This window comes from Streptomyces diastaticus subsp. diastaticus, assembly GCF_011170125.1.
Lineage (GTDB): Bacteria > Actinomycetota > Actinomycetes > Streptomycetales > Streptomycetaceae > Streptomyces > Streptomyces diastaticus.
The window spans coordinates 2,153,409-2,171,378 of the sequence record NZ_BLLN01000005.1 but is presented as its reverse complement, the minus strand read 5'-3'; the positions used below and the strand labels follow the sequence as shown (position 1 = coordinate 2,171,378).

Below are 17,970 nucleotides of genomic sequence, written 5' to 3'. Positions count from 1 at the left end.
CCCGCGCGTGGGACGTCACCGCCGCCCCTCGTCGTCCGCCGGGTCCGCCGCGCAGGCGCGGGCCAGGCCGGGCGAGACCGGCGCCACCGAGCAGTACCGGCCCGACGAGCCGCCACCCGACGCGGCCGCGCGTCGCGCGCCTCGGGGGACGCCGCCCGGACGCGGCCCGGTTCCGTCGCCGCTCGCCCCCAAGGGTGTCCGGGGCGACGGCCATCCCGAGCAGCGCGAGCCCGGCGGAGGCTGGGGGCTCCCGCCGCACGGACCGCCTGACGCGGCCGGCGGCCGGGAGATGCCCGGACCGCGCCAGGAGTACCTGGACGCCTTCGAGGACGAGGACCTCTTCGCGCCCGGAGCGCCCCGCAGGTCCCCCGTACAGGTGACGGGGGAGCACGGCGGGCGCGCTCCGGGCGCCACCGCGTACGCCCCCGGCGGCTTCTTCCCGCCCGAGGAGCCGCCCGCGGCCGTCTCCGAGGCGGATGGCCGAGACGGCGGCGACGGTGGTGCGGACGGCGGCGAGCCCACCGCGCCGGGCCGCCGCCGGCCCGGACGCGGCTGGGCCGCCGCCGGTGTCGGCGCGGCCGCCGTGGTCACCGTGCTGGCGGTGGTCGTCGGCGGGCAGCTGCTCGGCGGCCAGGACGACGGGGCCGATTCCCGGTCCGCCTCCGACAACTCCGGCCGGGCGGCCGAGGGCACCGCCTCGCGCTCCGAGGGTCGCCCCACGCCCGCCTCCCCGGCGCCCGCGCCGAAGTCGGCGCGGCTCACCTACGCGCAGCTGATGGACCAGAAGGTGCCGCTCGACCCCGAGCTGACGGCCGACGGCGACTTCGCCGCCGTACCGGGCATCGACAAGGCGCCGGGCAAGGGGCAGCTGTTCCGCTACCGCGTCGACGTGGAGAAGGGGCTCGGCCTCGACGCGGAGCTGTTCGCCGAGGCCGTGCGGAAGACGCTCAACGACGACCGCAGCTGGGCCCACGACGGCGCCCGCACCTTCGAGCGGATCGCCACCGGCCGGCCCGACTTCGTGATCACCCTGGCCAGTCCCGGCACCACCGCCGAATGGTGCGCCAAGTCCGGCCTGGACACCACCGTGGACAACGTCTCCTGCGACTCCGCCTCCACCGACCGGGTCATGATCAACGCCTACCGCTGGGCGCAGGGCGCCGAGACCTACGGTGACGCCATGCACGCCTACCGGCAGATGCTGATCAACCACGAGATCGGCCACCGGCTCGGCTTCAACCACGTCAACTGCAGCCGCGACGGCGCCCTGGCGCCGGTGATGCAGCAGCAGACCAAGTTCCTGTCCCTGGACGGCATCACCTGCGAGGCCAACCCCTGGGCCTACCCGAACTGACCGGGCCGCCGCCCCCTTGGGGCTCGTCCGCGCCGCTCGCGGGCGCGCGCTCCGGCGCACCCGGCCGCCGGGGGTGGTGCCGGGCCGAGCAGCCGGTGGCCAGGACACGAAGGGCTGCGGGCCGAAGGGCTGAGCTGCGGGTCGAAGGGCTGAGCTGCGGGCCGAGGGGCTGCGGGCCGAAGCGCAGGTCGTCGCCCGTGGCGGGCACCAGCCGGGTCACGGCGCCACCGCCGCTCCCGGCCGCCCGCCGTCACCCGCGGACGAGCGCCGGTGTGCGGCCCCGGGGCACCTCCATGACACCGGCCACGCACACCCGGTGCGGCCACGCGGGCGACCGGTCGTGTCCCTCCCCGCCCCCGCCCGTGCCCCCGTCGTCCCCGCGGCGGCCTCTCGGCGTCGACCTGGCCGCGATCAGCACGGAAAACGCCTCCGGGCAGGGAAAGTTACGCCTGTTCACCCCTTTTGATGGTGCGACGGACAACCGTCCGGCGTACCACCCTCCTGTCCGCATACGTTCTTCCCGCTGCGGGGTCCACGCCCCCGGCGAGACGACAACGGCGGCTCCCCGCATGGGAGATCGGAGGTGGACAGATGCGCATCGGACTGCTGACCGAGGGCGGTTACCCGTACGCGGACGGCGAGGGCGGACTGTGGTGCGACCGGCTCGTGCGCGGGCTGGCGCCCCACGAGTTCGACCTCTACGCGCTCAGCCGTACCGCCTCCCAGGAGGAGGCCGGCTGGGTCACGCTGCCCGTGGAGATCCACCGGGTGCGCACCGCGCCCCTCTGGTGTGCCGAGGGGGACGGCGCCACCCACGGCCGCCGCGCCCGGCGCCGCCTCCACACCCATTACGCCGATCTCGCCGCCGCCGTCTGCTCCGGCGCCCCCCGCTCCGACGAGGGAGCGCTCCGGGTCCAGAAGGACCGTTTCCGCAAGGGGCTCTACGGCCTGGCCGACCTGGCACGCGAGGAAGGCGGCCTGGTCGCCGCCCTCCGCTCGGAGGACGCCGTCCGCATCCTCGAACGCGCCTGCCGGGCACCCGGCGCCCTGCGTGCCGCCCACGACGCCCGCGTCCCGGACCTCCTAGCCGTCGCCGGGCTGATCGAGCGCGCCCTGCGACCCCTCTCGCTCGACTGGTACGCCGAGAGCGACGCCCGCGGGGCGCACTCGGGCGGCGCGGGACGGGGCGGGCTCGGCGGCGTCGACCTCTGCCACGCCGCCTCCGGCGGCACCGCGGCCCTTCCCGGCCTGCTGGCCCGGCACTTCTTCGGCGTGCCGCTGCTGGTCACCGAGCACCACGTACCGCTGCGCAGCCACTACCTCGCCGCCGCCGGACGCGGCTCGACCCCCGCCGTACGCGCGCTGGGCGCCGCCTTCCACCAGCTCCTCACCGCCGAGGTCTACGACCGGGCCGCCCTGATCACCCCCGGCAGCGCCCATGTCCGACGCTGGCAGGAGCGGTGCGGCGCCGCACCGCACCGGCTGCGCACCGTCCACCCCGGACTGGACGCCCGGCGCTTCGCCGCCGTCGGCGAGGGGCCCGCGGGCGATCCGCACACGCTGGTCTGGGCCGGCCGGATCGAGCCCGGCAAGGACCTCGTCACGCTGCTGCACGCCTTCGCCGAGATCCGCCGGGCCGAGCCCGGCGCCCGGCTGCGCCTCGTCGGGCGGCTCGCGCCGGGCGCGGAGCCCGCCGCGTACCTGGCGCACTGCCGAGAACTGGCGCAGGAACTGTGCCCGTGGAACCGGGTGGAGGCTGCGGAGGACGCAGGGGGCGCGCCGGTCAGCTTTGAGGAGCTGAGCGAGGCGGAGGCGGACTCGGCCGACCTGGCCGCCGCCTACGCCTCGGGCGCCGTCGTCGTCCTCTCCAGCGTGGTCGAAGGATTCCCGGTGAGCGTCGTCGAGGCGATGCTCTGCGGCCGCGCCACCGTCTCCACCGAGGTCGGCGCCGTCGTCGAGGCCGTCGGCGGTACGGGCCTCGTCGTGCCGCCCAAGGACCCGGCCGCCCTCGCCGAGGCGTGCCTGGCCCTGCTGCGCGACCCGGCCCGACGCGACCGCCTGGGCGCCGCAGCCCGCTCCCGCGCCCTGGAACTCTTCTCCGTCGACGAGAACGTCGAACGCTTCCGCGCCCTCTACCTGGAGATCGTCTCCCACTACCCGGTACGCCGCCCCCACACGGACGAGGAAGGCACCCCCATGCCCTTCGCCCACCCCGCGGAGACCCGGGTCCCGGGCACATGGGCCGAGGCCGCCCGCCCCGACAGCACCAGCACCCCCACGACCTGGGGCGTGGCCGCGGGCGCCCCCCGTGAACCCGACCTGCTCGCCCCCGCCTCCACCGTCCCCGGCACGCCCGCCCGTCCCTCGTCCGCCGACGGGCCGGTCGTGGCCAGCGGAGCGGCCCTGCGACGAGTCCCCACCTGGGCGGTACTCGACGAGACCGCGGCGGCACGCCGGGCGACCCGGGCGTCGGCTGACGGGAGCGGCCGGCCGGGGGCGGGGTCGCGGCACGGGGCCGGCTCGGGCGGTGCGGCTCAGAAGCCCGGCCGGGCGGAGGCGCTTGGTGCGACCGGGGGGCCGGTCTTTGTGGGAGGCGAGCGCGGTGCCGGTGGCGGTGCCGCTGACGAGGCCGAGGGACGCGTGTCCGGTGGCGGGGACGCGGCGGCCGAAGAGGACGTACCGCTCGGGGAACGGGTGACGGAGGCGGTGGGCCCGCAGGCGGCCGTGCACGAGGCGCTCATGGGGCCGGCGTTCCTGGGCTCGGAGGGGAGCTGGGAGAACGGGGGCGGCGGGGACAAGGTGGGCAGCTGGGACAGCGGTGATCCGGCGGCGCCGTCGGCGCGTGTGGTCGCTGAGCGGGCCGAGCGGGCCGAGCGGGCTGGGCGGGCTGGGCAGGGGGGAGATGCGGCGGGAGCGGGGTCGCGCGGGTGGGCCGGTGCAGGCGAGGTCCGGGCTGGATCGTCGGCCGGCGGGAGGGAGGCTGACGGGCGCGGTGAGGGTGATGGGGGGATGCCTGCGGCCTGGGGAGGGATTCCCGTGGGGCAGGTGGCGAAGGTCGCCGCGGTGACTCCGCCCCACAGTGGTGCGGGGACCCGCGGGGAGCAGGGCCGGGTCGCGCGGGAGTGGGGAGCGGCTGAGGAGTGGGGGGCGCCGGAGGCTTGGGGCGACGCGGCCGGGGGCACGTCGACCGGCTGGGGCGCCGGGATGGCGCTGGGCGCCTTCGGCGAGACGCCTGGGCCGGGGGAACGGTGGGCGGAGAGCGGGGCGGGCACCGGGACCGCACCGGTCGCCGGGGCCGGCGCGGAGCCGGACCGGCCCGAGCGGAACTGGCGGCGCGACGGCGTGCCCGACGATCCCGCCGTGGATACGGCTCGCCGCACCGCGTCCGGCGAGGGGTTCGCCATGGAGGCGGACACGAGCACCGGCGAGCATCGCTCGGAGACCGGGCCCGGGACGGAGACCGGGCCCCGGAGTCGGCCGCGGACACGGACACGGACGCACATGGTGACTGGGACGGAGTCCCGGGCCGGGGATGAGTCGGGGGCGGGAGCCGGGGCTTGGTCGTGGTCGTGGTCGCAGACGCAGACGCAGACGGGAGTTGGAGACGGGGCCAAACCCGAGTCGCAGGTCAGGGCTGAGGTTCGGTTGCGGTCGCAGTCGCAGTCGCAGACGCAAGCCGGGTTTCAGGCCGGGGCTGGGACGCGAACGCGGTTGCAGACGGGAGCCGGGTTTCAGGCCGGGGATGAGGTGTGGACGGGGACCGGGGCACAGGCCGGGGGCTGGTGGCATTCCCGGACGTTGCCGGAGGCTGGGTGCCAGGCCGAGGCCGGCGCGGAGTCCCGGGGCAGGGCTGAGACGGGAACGCGGTCGCAGACGGGAGCCGGGTTCCAGGCCGGGGCTGAGGCGCGGGTGGAGGTCGAGTCCCGGGCCAAGGCGGAGATGCGAATGCCGTCGCAGGCAGGGGCGGAATTCCAGGCCGGGGCTGAGGCGCGGGTGGAGGTCGAGTCCCGGGCCAAGGCAGAGACGCGAATGCCGTCGCAGCCAGGGCCCGAATTCCAGGCCGGGGCTGAGTCGTGGGCCGGGGCCGGGGCCTGGGCCGAGGCCGAGGCTTGGTCGCGGTCGCGGTCGCGGTCGGAGACGCAGACGGGAGTGGGGTCCCAAGCCGAGTTCGAGGGGCGGGCCGGGGCCGGGGCCGCAAGCGGTGCCTTGCCCTCGGCGCCATACGTGGCTTCCGGTACCGGAAGCTCCGACCCAGTGGCCTCAGTGCCTCCTTCTCCCGCAACGCCGCTTACACACCCCGGCGTTCGAGCACCCACCGTGCACCGCGGCGCGCCGGCGCCCCCCGGGCCCGCCAGCATCCCGGCACCCGCCGGGTCCGCCGGCATCCCGGCGCCCGCCGGGTCCGTCGGCATCCCGGCACCCGCCGGGTCCGCCGGCGTCGCGGCAACCGCCGCGCCTTCCGGTGTTCCGACGGCTACTGCCCGCCTCGGCGCCCGGACACCCGTCGTGGGCACCGGCACCTCAGCACCCGCCACGTGCCTCCAAGCTCCGCACTCCCCTGCATGTCCCGACCCTTCGGCGTCCGACGCGCAGGCCGGCGTTCCGGCTCCCGGCATCCGGTCCGACCGCGCGGCGTCGCCGACGTATCCCGGCGCCGCGGCCTTCGCCGTGCCTCCCGCCGGTCCGGTGGCGGGCGCGAGTGGGGAGGCGGCGGGATGAGCGCAGGAAAGACGGAGAGTGCCGCCGCGCCCTCCACCGCGGCCAGGCCGCAGAGGAACCTCAGGGAGCACACCCCCATGACCACACACCACGCCCCGGGCCCGATCGACGTGCCCGGCCACCCGGCACGGTCCGCCCTCAGAAGGCCGGACGAGACGGATGACGGCACGGACCCCACGGCTCCCGCTGTGCCGGCCGGGCACCTCGCAGCCGGAGCGGCTCACCGGCGGTGCGGCATCGGCGAGCGCGCCGAGAGCGGCACCGCTGAGCGTGCCGAGGGCGGCGCGGGGAGGCCGCAGTCCGCGGGGCACGACGCCGGTGGGGACCCGGTCAAGGCGCTCATGCACCGCCACCGCGACCTCTGTGTCCGTGCCGTCGACCCGCTGGATATCGCCGCCGCGCTGGAGGCGCACGGGATGACGGACCGCGCCGCCGCCCGCTTCCGGCACCGGGACGTCTTCTCCCTGGCGGAGGAGATGTACGCCCGGGTGCCACACCACAGCTCCGACCACTCCAGCGTGTACGTGTCCTCGCACGCCGCGTCGGAACCGGTCGCTGACGCCGCCGTGAGCCCGCTCCCGTCGCGGCTGCTCACCCTCGTCCTGCTGCCCGCTCTGCCGGGCGTTCTCTGCGCGGGGCTGCTCGCCGGTCTCGCCCAGGCACCCGCCGGCCGGGCCCGGACGCTCGCCGTGGTGGCGGGCGTGCTCGCGGTACTCAGCGCGGTCCAACTCTGCCTGCGGCACGGCCCCCTGCGCGCCCCCCGCCCGGCCGGGGCGGCCGTCCAGCTCGCCACCCTCTGGCTGCTCGGCTACGCCGTACTCGGCAACGGTCTCCTCGACGCGGCGGTCCGCGGCGGCCCTGACCGACTCTGGCCGGTGGACACGGCGACCGCTCTCGGCCTCGCCCTCGCGACGTGGCCCGCCGTGCTGTGCGCCCGCCTCTTCACCGGAGGCGCCCGGCGCAGGCTCGCCCGCAGCCGGGCACTCGGCGAGTTCGCCGCCGCCACCAGGCCACTCCTGCTCGCCTCTCTGACCTGTTACCTCGCCGTCCTGACCGGCCTGCTCGCGCTCGCCGGCGCCGTACGGGGCGGCTCCCCGGCACTCGCCGGGGCCGGAGCGCTCGGCACCCTGCTGCTCCTCGCCCGCCTGCTGCTGGTGCACGGGCACCGAGCGGCCCCCACCGTCGCCCTCGCCACCGCGGCGGGGGTCGAGCTGGCGGCCCTGTGCAGCGTCTTCGCGGCCCGGTTGCCCGGCTGCGGCTTCCTCGCCCTGCCGGTCGAGACGCTCATCGAGGTGTGCGGCGCCGAGGCGGTGCCCACCCTCGCCTGCGCGGTCGCCGCCCTCGCCCTGTTGGTCCGTGCCGTACCGGCGCTCTCCCGAGCCTCCGCCCACACCGATCCGGGCACCCACTGACCCACCCGGCCACCGGCGCCGGACACGGTCCGTCGACGCGGCCCCCGGAGCGCACGGCGCCGCACCCGAACCGCACCCCTTCCGAAGGAGACCACCAGATGACGACCAGCCGACGCAAAAACCGCTCGGGGGCCGACCGATGAGAGTGCTGCTGATCGGAGCCAACGGATACATCGGCCGCTTCGTCGCCGACCGCCTGCTCGCCGACCCCGCCGTCCAGCTCACCGCACTGGGGCGCGGTGACGACGCCGACGTGCGGTTCGACCTCTCCACCGGCAGTCCCGGCGCGCTCACCCGCTTCCTCGACGCCGTGCACCCCGGGGTGGTCGTCAACTGCGCGGGGGCCACCCGTGCCGGAGCCCGCGAACTGACCCGGCACAACACCGTCGCCGTCGCCACCGTCTGCGAGGCACTGCGGCGCAGCGGCTGCGGCGCCCGGCTCGTCCAGATCGGCTGCGGCGCCGAGTACGGGCCGAGCCAGCCCGGCTCGTCCACCGCCGAGGACGCCGTGCCCCGCCCCGGTGGCCCCTACGGCGTGAGCAAACTCGCGGCCACCGAACTCGTTCTCGGCTCCGGACTCGACGCCGTCGTCCTGCGTGTCTTCTCGCCCGCCGGACCGGGTACCCCCGCCGGATCGCCGCTCGGCCGGCTCGCCGAGGCGATGCGCCGCGCCATGCAGTCCGGTGACGGTGAGCTCAAGCTCGGCGGCCTCGGCGTGCAACGCGACTTCGTCGACGTCCGAGACGTCGCCCGGGCCGTCCATGCCGCCTCTCTCTCCGCCGCTCAAGGCGTGATCAACATCGGTTCCGGTCGCGCCGTCCGACTCCGGGACGCCGCCGCCGTCCTCGCCCGCGTCGCCGGCTACGGCGGAGCCCTGCACGAACTGGACACCCCCTCCGGCTACCCGGCCGCCGCCCCGGGCGGGCTGCACGCCCGCGCCGACCACGGCCAGGGCGGACTGCGGGCCGCCATCGGCCACCCCCGGCCCGACCCGGACCTCGCGCCCTCGCCCGCCGCGTACCCGTACCCGGACGGCTGCGGGAGCTGGCAGCAGGCCGACGTCCGCACCGCCCGCGACCGGCTCGGCTGGCGGCCGCGCATCAACCTGGAGGAGTCCCTGGCCGACATCTGGATGGAGGCGGCGTGCCGTATCTGACGCAGCCCGGCACCCAGCCCGCCGTCAGTGCCGGACAGCTCCGCCTCGGCGTCCCCGGCTACGCCCACCCCCTGCTGGCCCCACGCGAATGGGAGGCGCTCCCGCGCGTCGGCGCCGGAGTCCACTGGGCCGTCCTCAACATCGCCGACGGCCCCGGCGAACGCCCCGACCCGCATTGCCTGGAAGCGGCCGGCCGCCTGCGGAACGCACAGGTCCGCGTGATCGGGCAGCTGGATCTCGCGGGTGGCCGGCGAACCTTCGGCGCGCTCCTCTCGGACGCCCACCGCTTCCGCGACTGGTACCTGGTCGACGGCTTCTACCTCGACCGTTGCCCCGTCGAGCGCGCCGCCCTGCCCGAGCTGCGCCGGGTGGTCGGGGCGCTGCGGGACCTGCTCGGCGGTGGACACCTCGTCACCGCCCACGGCACCCACCCGCATCCCGGCTACGCCGAGGTCGCGGACCAACTGGTGACCTTCAGCGGTCCCTGGCACGACTACCGCTGGTCCCAGGCGCCCGAATGGACCGCCGCCTACCCGCCGGAGCGCTTCTGCCACCTCGTCCACGGGCTGCCGCGCGGCCACCTCGCCCAGGCGCTGCGCGTCGCCCGCTGGCAGGGTGCGGGCACTGTCTGGTTCACCGACCGCACGGCCAAGGAGAGCCGAAGTGCCTGCTGGGAGACCATGCCCGGTTACTGGGACACCCTCGTCTCGCAGGTCGGAACGGGTGTCTCGGAATGAAGAAGGGCGTGGCAGTGTTACGGCTAGTGGTCCCCGCCCGTGCGGGGGTTGTCCTGTCCCCGATCGACCAACGGAGTCCCCGTGTCGCTGCCACCCCTGGTCGAGCCAGCTGCTGAGCTCACCGTCGACGAGGTCCGCAGGTACTCCCGCCACCTGATCATCCCCGACGTCGGGATGGCCGGGCAGAAGCGGTTGAAGAACGCCAAGGTGCTCTGCGTGGGCGCGGGCGGCCTCGGTTCGCCCGCTCTCATGTACCTGGCCGCCGCCGGCGTGGGCACGCTGGGGATCATCGAGTTCGACGAGGTCGACGAGTCGAACCTCCAGCGCCAGATCATCCACAGCCAGGCCGACATCGGCCGCCCCAAGGCCGAGTCCGCCCGCGACAAGGTCAAGGGCATCAACCCGTACACGAACGTCGTCCTTCACGAGATGCGGCTCGAGGCCGACAACGTGATGGACATCTTCAGCCAGTACGACCTGATCGTGGACGGCACCGACAACTTCGCCACCCGTTACCTGGTCAACGACGCCTGCGTGCTGCTGAACAAGCCGTACGTCTGGGGCTCCATCTACCGCTTCGACGGCCAGGCGTCGGTCTTCTGGTCCGAGCACGGCCCCTGCTACCGCTGCCTCTACCCGGAGCCCCCGCCCCCCGGCATGGTTCCCTCCTGCGCCGAGGGCGGCGTCCTCGGCGTGCTCTGCGCGTCGGTCGGCTCCATCCAGGCCACCGAGGCCGTCAAGCTCCTCGCCGGTCTCGGCGATCCGCTGGTCGGCCGCCTGATGATCTACGACGCCCTGGAGATGCAGTACCGCCAGGTCAAGGTGCGCAAGGACCCCGACTGCGCGATCTGCGGTGAGAACCCGACGGTCACCGAACTCATCGACTACGAGGCGTTCTGCGGCGTCGTCTCCGAAGAGGCCCAGGAGGCCGCGGCCGGTTCGACGATCACTCCCAAGCAGCTCAAGGAGTGGATCGATGACGACGAGAACATCGAGATCATCGACGTCCGCGAGCCCAACGAGTACGAGATCGTCTCGATCCCCGGCGCGCGCCTGATCCCCAAGAACGAGTTCCTGATGGGGACGGCGCTCCAGGATCTCCCGCAGAACAAGAAGATCGTCTTGCACTGCAAGACGGGTGTCCGCAGTGCGGAAGTCCTCGCCGTCCTGAAGTCCGCGGGCTTCTCCGACGCTGTGCACGTGGGTGGTGGCGTCATCGGCTGGGTCAACCAGATCGAGCCGGAGAAGCCCGTCTACTGAGCCCGACGACGCCTCGGAAGCCCTGCCCCGCAGGGATCCGGACGCCGGGACAGCCGTCACCTTGACGAGGCCCGGGGCCCGTCCGCCCGCGGGGCGGACGGGCCCCTCGGCTGCCCGGACCGAGGCGGCGGCGGAGCAGACCGAGTGAGGGGCGCCCGCCCTCTCATCTCCTGTCCGCGGCGCATTCCGTACCGTCCTTCGGAGCGGTGCCGTCCAGGAGGTAGGCATCCACCGTCCGGTCCACGCACCGGCTCCCCGACCCGTAGGCCCCGTGCCCCTCACCCCGGTGGGTGAGCAGGACGCCGACACCTTCCCCGAGGCCGTCCGCCAGGCGCCGTGCGCCCTCGTACGGAGTCGCCGGGTCGCCGGTCGTGCCCACGACCAGCACCGGCGACGCACCCTCGGCCGCCACGCCCGGAGGTTCCGGCACTCCGTCGGCCGGCCACTCGTGGCACCAGCCGGCGGTGTCCCAGCCGAGGAACTCACCGAAGACCGGCGAGATGCCGCGGAACTCGGGCAGCAGCTTCCGTGCCTCCTCGGGGGTCGGCCGACCGGGATCGTCGGCGCAGGATATCGCCCGTTGTGCGTGGCTCTGCGTGCCGTAACGCCCCTGCTCGTCACGGTCGTTGTAGGAGTCGGCGAGGCGCAGCAGGGCGGTCCCCGACCCCCGCTCGGCCTGTTCCAGCGCCTCGGTGAGGCGCGGCCAGCTCCGCTCGCTGTAGAGCGTGGTGACGATCCCGGTGAGGGCGAGGGACTCGGTCAGCTTCCGGCCCGACGCCGTGGGCAGCGGCCGGCGGTCGATCCGCTCGAGCAGGGCGGCGATCCGGCGACTGCCCTGTCCGGGGTCGCGACCTTCGCTGCGCAGGTAGTTCTCCAGAGCCCGCTGGAAGCCCCGGGCCTGGTTCTTCGCGTGGCCGATCACGTCGGCCTCGGGGTCGACGGCGGCGTCCAGCGCGAGGCGTCCGGCCCGGTCGGGGAAGAGGTGGGCGTAGGCGGCGCCCAGTTGCGTTCCGTAGGAGATCCCGAAGTAGTGCAGGGACGGGTCTCCCGAGCGTGCCTGAGCAGGTCCAGGTCGCGGGCGGCCTCGGCCGTGCCGACGTGGGGGAGAAGGCCGCCCGCGTCCTCGGCGCAGCCCCGGCCGAAGTCGGCCGCGTCCTCGAAGTACGTCTTCTCCTCGGCGGTGTCGTCAGGCGTCAGGTCGACTCTGGCCTCCGCCGCGGCGATGCGCCGGTCGTCGCGGCACCGGATGCCGGAACTGCCCGCGACGCCGCGCGGATCGAAGCTCACCAGGTCGTACCGGGCGCGGAGCCTTTCGTAACCCGGGGCGAAGGACGGGAGCATGTCGACGCCGGAGCCACCGGGCCCCCCGAAGTTGAAGAGCAGCGAGCCGATGCGCCGGTCCTCCGGGCCGGTGGCGGCCGTCTTGATCAGGGCGATGCCGAGGGTGTCGCCCCGTGGCTCGGCGTAGTCCAGAGGGACCCGCAAGGTGGCGCAGCGCCATGCGGAGCCGGGAGCGGGCGGAGCGGTGCGAGCCGCGCAGCGGCCCCAGTGCAGACGCTGGTCGGTCAGTTTCCTCGGCAGGGGAGGATCGCCCTCCGCCACGCCTGGGCCCCGGGCGGGAGCGGCCGACGCGGTGGCGTCCGGAGCGGACGGAGTGTCACCGTCGGCCGGTGAAGGGGCCTTGGCGTCCGGGCGCTCCTCGGCCGAGCAGCCGAGGGTGGCCGTGGCGGCGAGCAGGCCCGCGAGCAGCAGGGCGGCAGCGCGCAGCAGGCGTCCAGGCATCATGAATCCCCCGTGATTCCCCTTGCGTCCCGAGGTCCGGGACGGCTCCGCCATCGTAGGGTCGACTACGGAGAGTAATCAAGCGGAAAGTGGGCGGACTTCCGGAGTTGATCGGTCCGTATCCCGGAAGGCGCAGGTGGGAGTGGTGCAGGAGGCGAGAAAGAAGGCCGAGGAATCACGCGTGGGCCTGCCGGGGGCACCTGCGCACGGCGAGAGCGGTGGCGGAGAGTGGGTCGCTGCTCTCCGCCACCGCCCGAGCGTTCGGTGAGACGCAGGTCAGGAGCAGACCGTCCCGTTCTTCGGTACGGTCCCGTCCAGCAGGTAGCCGTCGACCGCCTTGCGGACGCACGCGTTGCCGCTGTCGTAGGCGCCGTGGCCCTGCCCCTTGTAGGTGATCTCGACGCCGACGCCCTTGCCGAGCGCCCGGGCCATCTGCCGCGCGCCCTCGTAGGGGGTGGCCGGGTCCCCGGTGTTGCCGATCACGACGATGGGCGCGGAGCCCTCGGCCGACACGTCGGGGTGCTCGGCCGCGCCGGCCACGGGCCAGTCGGTGCAGCTCAGCAGCCCCCAGGCGAGGAAGTCACCGAAGACGGGGGAGGCCTTGCGGAACTCGGGCAGCTTCTCGCGGACGTCGGCCTCGGTGTAGCGGGGCTTGTCGTCGGCGCAGTTGATGGCGATGTTGGCGGCCTGCAGGTTGCTGTAGGTGCCGTCCTGGTTGCGGCCGGTCATGCTGTCCGAAAGGGCCAGCAGGATGCGGCCGTCCCCGTCGTAGGCGTCCTCCAGACCCTGTGTCAGGTACTCCCAGAAGTCCTCGGAGTAGAGCGACTGGGCGATGCCGTTCAACGCGGCGGCCTGGGTCAGCTCGCGGTCGCCGTCGGCGGGCAGCGGCTTCTTGTCGAGGGAGGCGAGCAGGTCGGCGATACGCTTCTTCACGTCCGCGGGATCCGACCCGACCGGGCACTCCTCGGTCGTCGCCGTGCACGCCTCGGCGTAGTTGTCGAGCGCCAACTGGAACCCCTTGGCCTGGCCCAGCGAGCCCTGCTCGGCGTCCTGCGTCGGGTCCACGACCGCGTCGAAGACCGCGCGGCCGACCTTGTCGGGGAAGAGATGGGCGTAGACGCCGCCCAGCTCGGTGCCGTACGAGATGCCCATGTAGTAGAGCTTCTCGTCGCCGAGCACTTGGCGCATCAGGTCCATGTCGCGGGCCGCGTCGGTCGTGGTGACCTGGGGCAGCACCTTCCCCGAGTTCTTCTCGCAGGCCGCGTTGAACTGCTGCGTCCGCTTCATCAGGTCGGCGCGTTCGGCGGCGTCGTCCGGCGTCGAGTCGGCCTGGAAGAAGTCGTCGAGCTGCGTGTCGTCGAGGCAGGTGACGGGGGCACTGCGACCCACCCCGCGCGGGTCGAAGCTGACCAGGTCGTACCGGCCGCGCAGCGTCTCGTAGGTGTCGCCGAAGGCCGGCAGGGTACTCACCCCGGAACCGCCCGGTCCGCCGAAGTTGAAGATGAGCGAGCCGATCCGCTGGTCCTCGTTCTTCGCGCTGCTCCTCGCCCGCACCAGCGCCAGGTCGAGGGTGTCACCGTCCGGGGCGTCCCAGTCGAGGGGGGCCTTCATCGTCGCGCACTGCCACGCGGTGCCACCGGGCAGCGGGGAGGGAGCGGTGCCGCCGCCCTGGGTGTCGTCGGGCGCGGGGCACTTCGACCAGTCGAGCTTCTGCGAGGCGAGCCCGCCGGCCGGAGTGGAGCCGTTCTGGCTGCCCGGCTCGTCGGTACCGGAGTCCGAACAGGCGGAGAGCGAGGCGGCGACGGTGAGCACCAGTGCGCTGGACAGCAGGGCGGTGCGGCGGCGGTGGGGGCGATTCGGCATGCCCCCATCCTGCGCGCCGTGCACCCCCGGCGCGCGGGGCGGGGTCCGTGCGAGTGAGTGCGCCCCGGCACCGGGAGCACGCCCCATGCCCCCGAACGCCTTACAGATACCCCTTACGTGTCAACTGGTTGAAGAACAGCCAGCCCGGCAGCACGGGCAGCCAGAGCGTCAGGAGCCGGTACAGCAGCACCGCCGGGGCCGCCACCTCCTTCGGCAGGCCGATCGCGATGAGGCCGACCGTCAGCGTCGCCTCGACCGCGCCGACGCCGCCGGGCGTGGGGGCGGCCGAACCGAGCGCGTTGCCGGCCAGGAAGACGACCGCCACGCCCGCGAGGGACACGGTGGTGCCCCCGTCGCCGAAGGCGCGGACGGAGGCGGTCAGGCACATCACGAAGCAGGCGGTCAGCAGCAGCATGCCGCCGATACCGGTGAGCAGCTTCTGCGGCCGCTGGAGCACGTCGAGCATGCGCGGCACCACACCGGCGAAGAGCGACCGTACCCGCGTGACGATGAACTTCCGCAGGAATGGCACCGCGGTCACCACCAGCACCAGCACGGCGACCGTGAGGAGACCGGCGATCACCGTTCGGGACGGCGTGAGGGACGGGGTCTTCTCGGTGCCCGTGACGTAGCCGAAGAGGAGCAGCAGCAGAATGTGCGAACCCAGCCCGAAGAGCTGCGACGCGCCGACACTGGCCACGGCGAGTCCGGGGCGTACGCCGGAGCGCTGGAGAAAACGGGTGTTGAGCGCCACGCCGCCGACGGCCGCCGGAGCGACGATCTTCACGAAGGAGCCGGCGACCTGCGCCCCGACCGTGCGCAGGAAGGAGACCCGCTCCGGTACGAAACCGAGCAGGCTCATCGCCGCCGCGAAGTAGCTGAGTGAGGAGAAGAGGACGGCCGCCGCCATCCAGCCCCAGTGGACGTCCGAGAAGAGCGTGCCGAACTCGATGTGCGTCAGCTGCGACAGCAGGAAGTACCCGCCGATCGCACCGGCGATGAAACTGACCAGGGTACGGGCCTTGATCCGCTCCAGACGGGCCGGTTCGACCGGGGCCTGCGGCCGGATGCGCAGCACCTGGTGGCGGATCTGGGTGAGCAGGTCCTCCTCGCGGGCCTCCTCCAGCGCCTCGTCGATGGCACGCTTCTCGGCCTGCTTCTCGGCCTTGACCGTCTTCCGGTCCTCCTGCTGCCCGGTCTCCCGGCGCTGCTGCTTGGTCTCCTGGGAGGCGTCCAGCACAGCTTCACGCTCACGCTGCGAGCGCTCCCTGGCGAGCCGCCGCAGGGTCGCCCGGGTCGAGCGGGTCAGCGCGATCGGCTGGAGCAGGGGCAGACAGTCGGCGATGGTGTCCGGGCCGAGAACCGCCACGGCGGCGGCCACCGAACGCTCGGCGCCGACCCGCAGCCCGAAGGTCGTCAGGAGCTGCGCGATGTCCATCCGCAGGACCAGATCTCCGGCGGCGATCTCGCCGCCGCGAAGGTCGGTGATGATCACCTTGCCGGAACGATCCACCAGGACGGCGTCCCCGGCCAGCCTCCGGTGGGCGATCCGGCGGGACTGGAGCGCCCTCACCTGCTGCCAGGTGTCGCGCATCAGCTCGTCGGTCACCTCCTCGTCGGCCAGGGAGTCCAGCGAGCGGCCGCCGATGTGCTCGTAGACGAGCATCACGGCGTCCGGGCCGAGTTCGGAGGTGGCGATGAGCTTGGGCGCGTTGGCCCCCGCGGCGATGGCGGCGTAGGCGAGGAGCGCCTCCTGCTCCAGCGCCTGGCGCAGGGACTGGAGGCTGCGGCGGGTGGTGATGGTGCGCAACGTCATCCGGCGCCACACCCGGTAGAAGAAGCCGTGGGCCTGCTGCTCCCGGTCGACGACCGTCACGTCGAGCGGCGGACCGTCCTCCAGGGTGACGAAGTAGCGGCGGCCGCGGTCGCCCTGGTCCGGAGGCGACAGGCCGGTCCGTCCGGCGAGGCCCCCCGCGGGCTCCGGGACGTCCTCGGCGCGGGCCGCCGCGACCGGCCGGAACCCGACGTGGCGCAGGCCCGCGAGCAGCGTCTGACCGGTCGGCCGGACGTTGGGCGAACCCACGGTGTACAGCGTTCCGTAGGCGACGCTCCAGCCGATCAGGATGGTCAGCACGATGGAGAACGGCGTGGTGTAGCCGGTGACCAGCATGGCGAGCGCGTCGAGCAGCAGCACCACCCACAGCACCACACGCCACCGGGGCCTGCGCGCCATGCCCACGGCCGTCATGTACGCGATGACCGGAGCGAGGTAGCCGTGCACCGGGTCGGTGAGGGCGTGGATGTCGCCGGGCGAGGGCTGGGTCAGGGCGTCCTGGATCGACCCGGGGGCGGACTTCGCCACCCACAGGTCGGTGGCGAGGGTCACGCCGTGGGCCAGTACCGCCGCCAGCACGCCGTCGGCGATGCGCAGGCCGTCGCGTTTGACGAGCCGTTCGATGGCGAAGGCCACCGGTACCAGCAGCACGGCGATGCTCGACGCCAGGCCGGCGAACTTGATCAGCAGGTCGGGGGCCTGGCCGGTGCCCTCGCGGATGTCCTGTTCCAGCCCGGAGGTGGTGCCGTGCGCGAAGGCCGCCACCGCGAGCAGCACCGCGATGGCCATGACGCCGATGAGCAGCCGCATCAGATCCGACGGCCGGTGCACCCGGGCCGCCAGCAGCGGCTCGTCCACCTCGACCTGGTCGCGCTCGGCCGCCTCGGAGGTGTCCTCCGGCCGGGGGTACTTCAGAAGACCGGGGTGCGGGTCGGCCGATGTGGCGCCCTCTTGCCCCCGTGCGGTACGAGCGGACGCGCCGGAGCCGCCCGTGGGGGCGCTCTCGCCGGGGGCGCCGGGGCGTGCGCCGTCGTGCGACTCGGTACGCGCGCTCTCGCCGGTCTCGTCGTCGGCGCTCATCGGACCGCCTTTCTCCCGGCCGGCGGGACGGCTGCCGGGAACGGCCCGGGCGGGATCGTCGTCACCGGGACGCGGCGGCACCGGTGCCGTGCTCCGTCGTGCTTCGGCACTCACACCCGTCCGTTCCGTCGTGTCCTGTCGATCTTGTCTCACCTGTCACCGCCCGCACGATGGTGGCACGAGCGGACGACACCGCGAGGCATGAGGGGGCAACGCACGCCGGAGAATCCGCTCTGATAAGCCCCGCGGCCCCCCGCTCCCGCCCCCTCCCGGCACTGCGGGCACCGGGTCCTCCCCGCTGCCCGGTCCGGTGTCGGTGCCGTACGGCAGGATGGGCGACGTGAGCCAGGACCCCCCGCCGCCCTCGGAGCCGCCCGCGCTGCCGCCCTACGCCGAGCGGGTGCTCGACGTGGCCGAGCTGATCCCGCCGGGCCGGGTGATGACCTACGGCGACATAGCCGAGTGGCTGGAGGAGGGCGGCCCCCGCCAGGTCGGCCGCGTCATGGCGCTCTACGGCTCGGCCGTGCCGTGGTGGCGGGTCGTCCGCTCCGACGGGGCGCTGCTCCCGGGCCACGAGCGGCGCGCCCTGGAGCGGTACCGGGCGGAGGGCACCCCGCTGCGCGAGGCCCGGCGGACGGCCGGGGCCCCCGGCGTCGCCGCCCGGCTCGACATGCGGCGGGCCCGCTGGGACGGCACCACCGGTGACGCACCTCACTCCTGACGGCCCGCTCGGGCGGCCCCGCTCGGCGCGCCACCCGGCTCCGCCGCGCTGA

Annotated in this window: 9 protein-coding genes and 1 pseudogene; 7 read left to right on the top strand and 3 right to left on the bottom strand. The window is 74.3% G+C overall.

The annotated features are described in order from the left end of the window. Nucleotides 1-7 precede the first annotated feature (7 nt). From Sdia_RS26650 to moeZ, 6 genes are all read left to right on the top strand, one after another. Nucleotides 8-1,354 (top strand): DUF3152 domain-containing protein, encoded by a 1,347-nt coding sequence (locus Sdia_RS26650; protein WP_115067992.1) that lies wholly within the window; start codon nt 8-10, stop codon nt 1,352-1,354. A 591-nt stretch (nt 1,355-1,945) separates the two neighbouring features. After that, nucleotides 1,946-6,073: a DUF3492 domain-containing protein gene (locus tag Sdia_RS30430; RefSeq protein WP_229830137.1), complete on the top strand. Its 4,128-nt coding sequence runs from the start codon at nt 1,946-1,948 to the stop codon at nt 6,071-6,073. A gap of 77 nt (nt 6,074-6,150) precedes the next feature. Further along, entirely contained in the window at nt 6,151-7,485 is a 1,335-nt protein-coding gene (locus tag Sdia_RS26640; protein WP_164495061.1) for a hypothetical protein, read from the top strand. Between the two features lie 139 nt (nt 7,486-7,624). Continuing rightward, nucleotides 7,625-8,641 (top strand): NAD-dependent epimerase/dehydratase, encoded by a 1,017-nt coding sequence (locus Sdia_RS26635; RefSeq protein WP_100454621.1) that lies wholly within the window; start codon nt 7,625-7,627, stop codon nt 8,639-8,641. Beyond that, nucleotides 8,629-9,378, top strand: coding sequence for a spherulation-specific family 4 protein (locus Sdia_RS26630; RefSeq protein ID WP_189400057.1), 750 nt, complete (start codon nt 8,629-8,631; stop codon nt 9,376-9,378). The genes Sdia_RS26635 and Sdia_RS26630 overlap by 13 nt, the downstream gene beginning before the upstream one ends. An 81-nt stretch (nt 9,379-9,459) precedes the next feature. Then, nucleotides 9,460-10,638: an adenylyltransferase/sulfurtransferase MoeZ gene (gene moeZ, locus Sdia_RS26625; protein WP_189499800.1), complete on the top strand. Its 1,179-nt coding sequence runs from the start codon at nt 9,460-9,462 to the stop codon at nt 10,636-10,638. Nucleotides 10,639-10,801: 163 nt separating this feature from the next. Here the strand turns inward: moeZ and Sdia_RS26620 are convergent. The 3 genes and pseudogenes from Sdia_RS26620 to Sdia_RS26610 all read right to left on the bottom strand — a co-directional run bounded on the left by Sdia_RS26620 (nt 10,802) and on the right by Sdia_RS26610 (nt 17,197). After that, nucleotides 10,802-12,423: pseudogene (locus Sdia_RS26620) on the bottom strand (alpha/beta hydrolase). A 273-nt stretch (nt 12,424-12,696) separates the two neighbouring features. After that, complete coding sequence (locus Sdia_RS26615; RefSeq protein ID WP_189499799.1) at nt 12,697-14,283, bottom strand: alpha/beta hydrolase; 1,587 nt, start codon at nt 14,281-14,283, stop codon at nt 12,697-12,699. A 100-nt stretch (nt 14,284-14,383) separates the two neighbouring features. Then, entirely contained in the window at nt 14,384-17,197 is a 2,814-nt protein-coding gene (locus Sdia_RS26610) for a lysylphosphatidylglycerol synthase transmembrane domain-containing protein (protein ID WP_229830128.1), read from the bottom strand. A 331-nt stretch (nt 17,198-17,528) separates the two neighbouring features. Between Sdia_RS26610 and Sdia_RS26605 the strand changes: the two genes are divergently transcribed. Further along, entirely contained in the window at nt 17,529-17,918 is a 390-nt protein-coding gene (locus Sdia_RS26605) for an MGMT family protein (RefSeq protein WP_100454627.1), read from the top strand. Nucleotides 17,919-17,970 lie beyond the last annotated feature (52 nt).

What these genes read in the sequence shown, in the direction of transcription:
- Sdia_RS26640 (WP_164495061.1), top strand. Translation starts at nt 6,151, where the DNA reads ATGACCACACACCACGCCCCGGGCCCGATCGACGTGCCCGGCCACCCG.
- Sdia_RS26610 (WP_229830128.1), bottom strand. Translation starts at nt 17,197, where the DNA reads ATGAGCGCCGACGACGAGACCGGCGAGAGCGCGCGTACCGAGTCGCAC.
- Sdia_RS26605 (WP_100454627.1), top strand. Translation starts at nt 17,529, where the DNA reads ATGGGCGACGTGAGCCAGGACCCCCCGCCGCCCTCGGAGCCGCCCGCG.
- Sdia_RS30430 (WP_229830137.1), top strand. Translation starts at nt 1,946, where the DNA reads ATGCGCATCGGACTGCTGACCGAGGGCGGTTACCCGTACGCGGACGGC.
- Sdia_RS26615 (WP_189499799.1), bottom strand. Translation starts at nt 14,283, where the DNA reads ATGCCGAATCGCCCCCACCGCCGCCGCACCGCCCTGCTGTCCAGCGCA.
- Sdia_RS26635 (WP_100454621.1), top strand. Translation starts at nt 7,625, where the DNA reads ATGAGAGTGCTGCTGATCGGAGCCAACGGATACATCGGCCGCTTCGTC.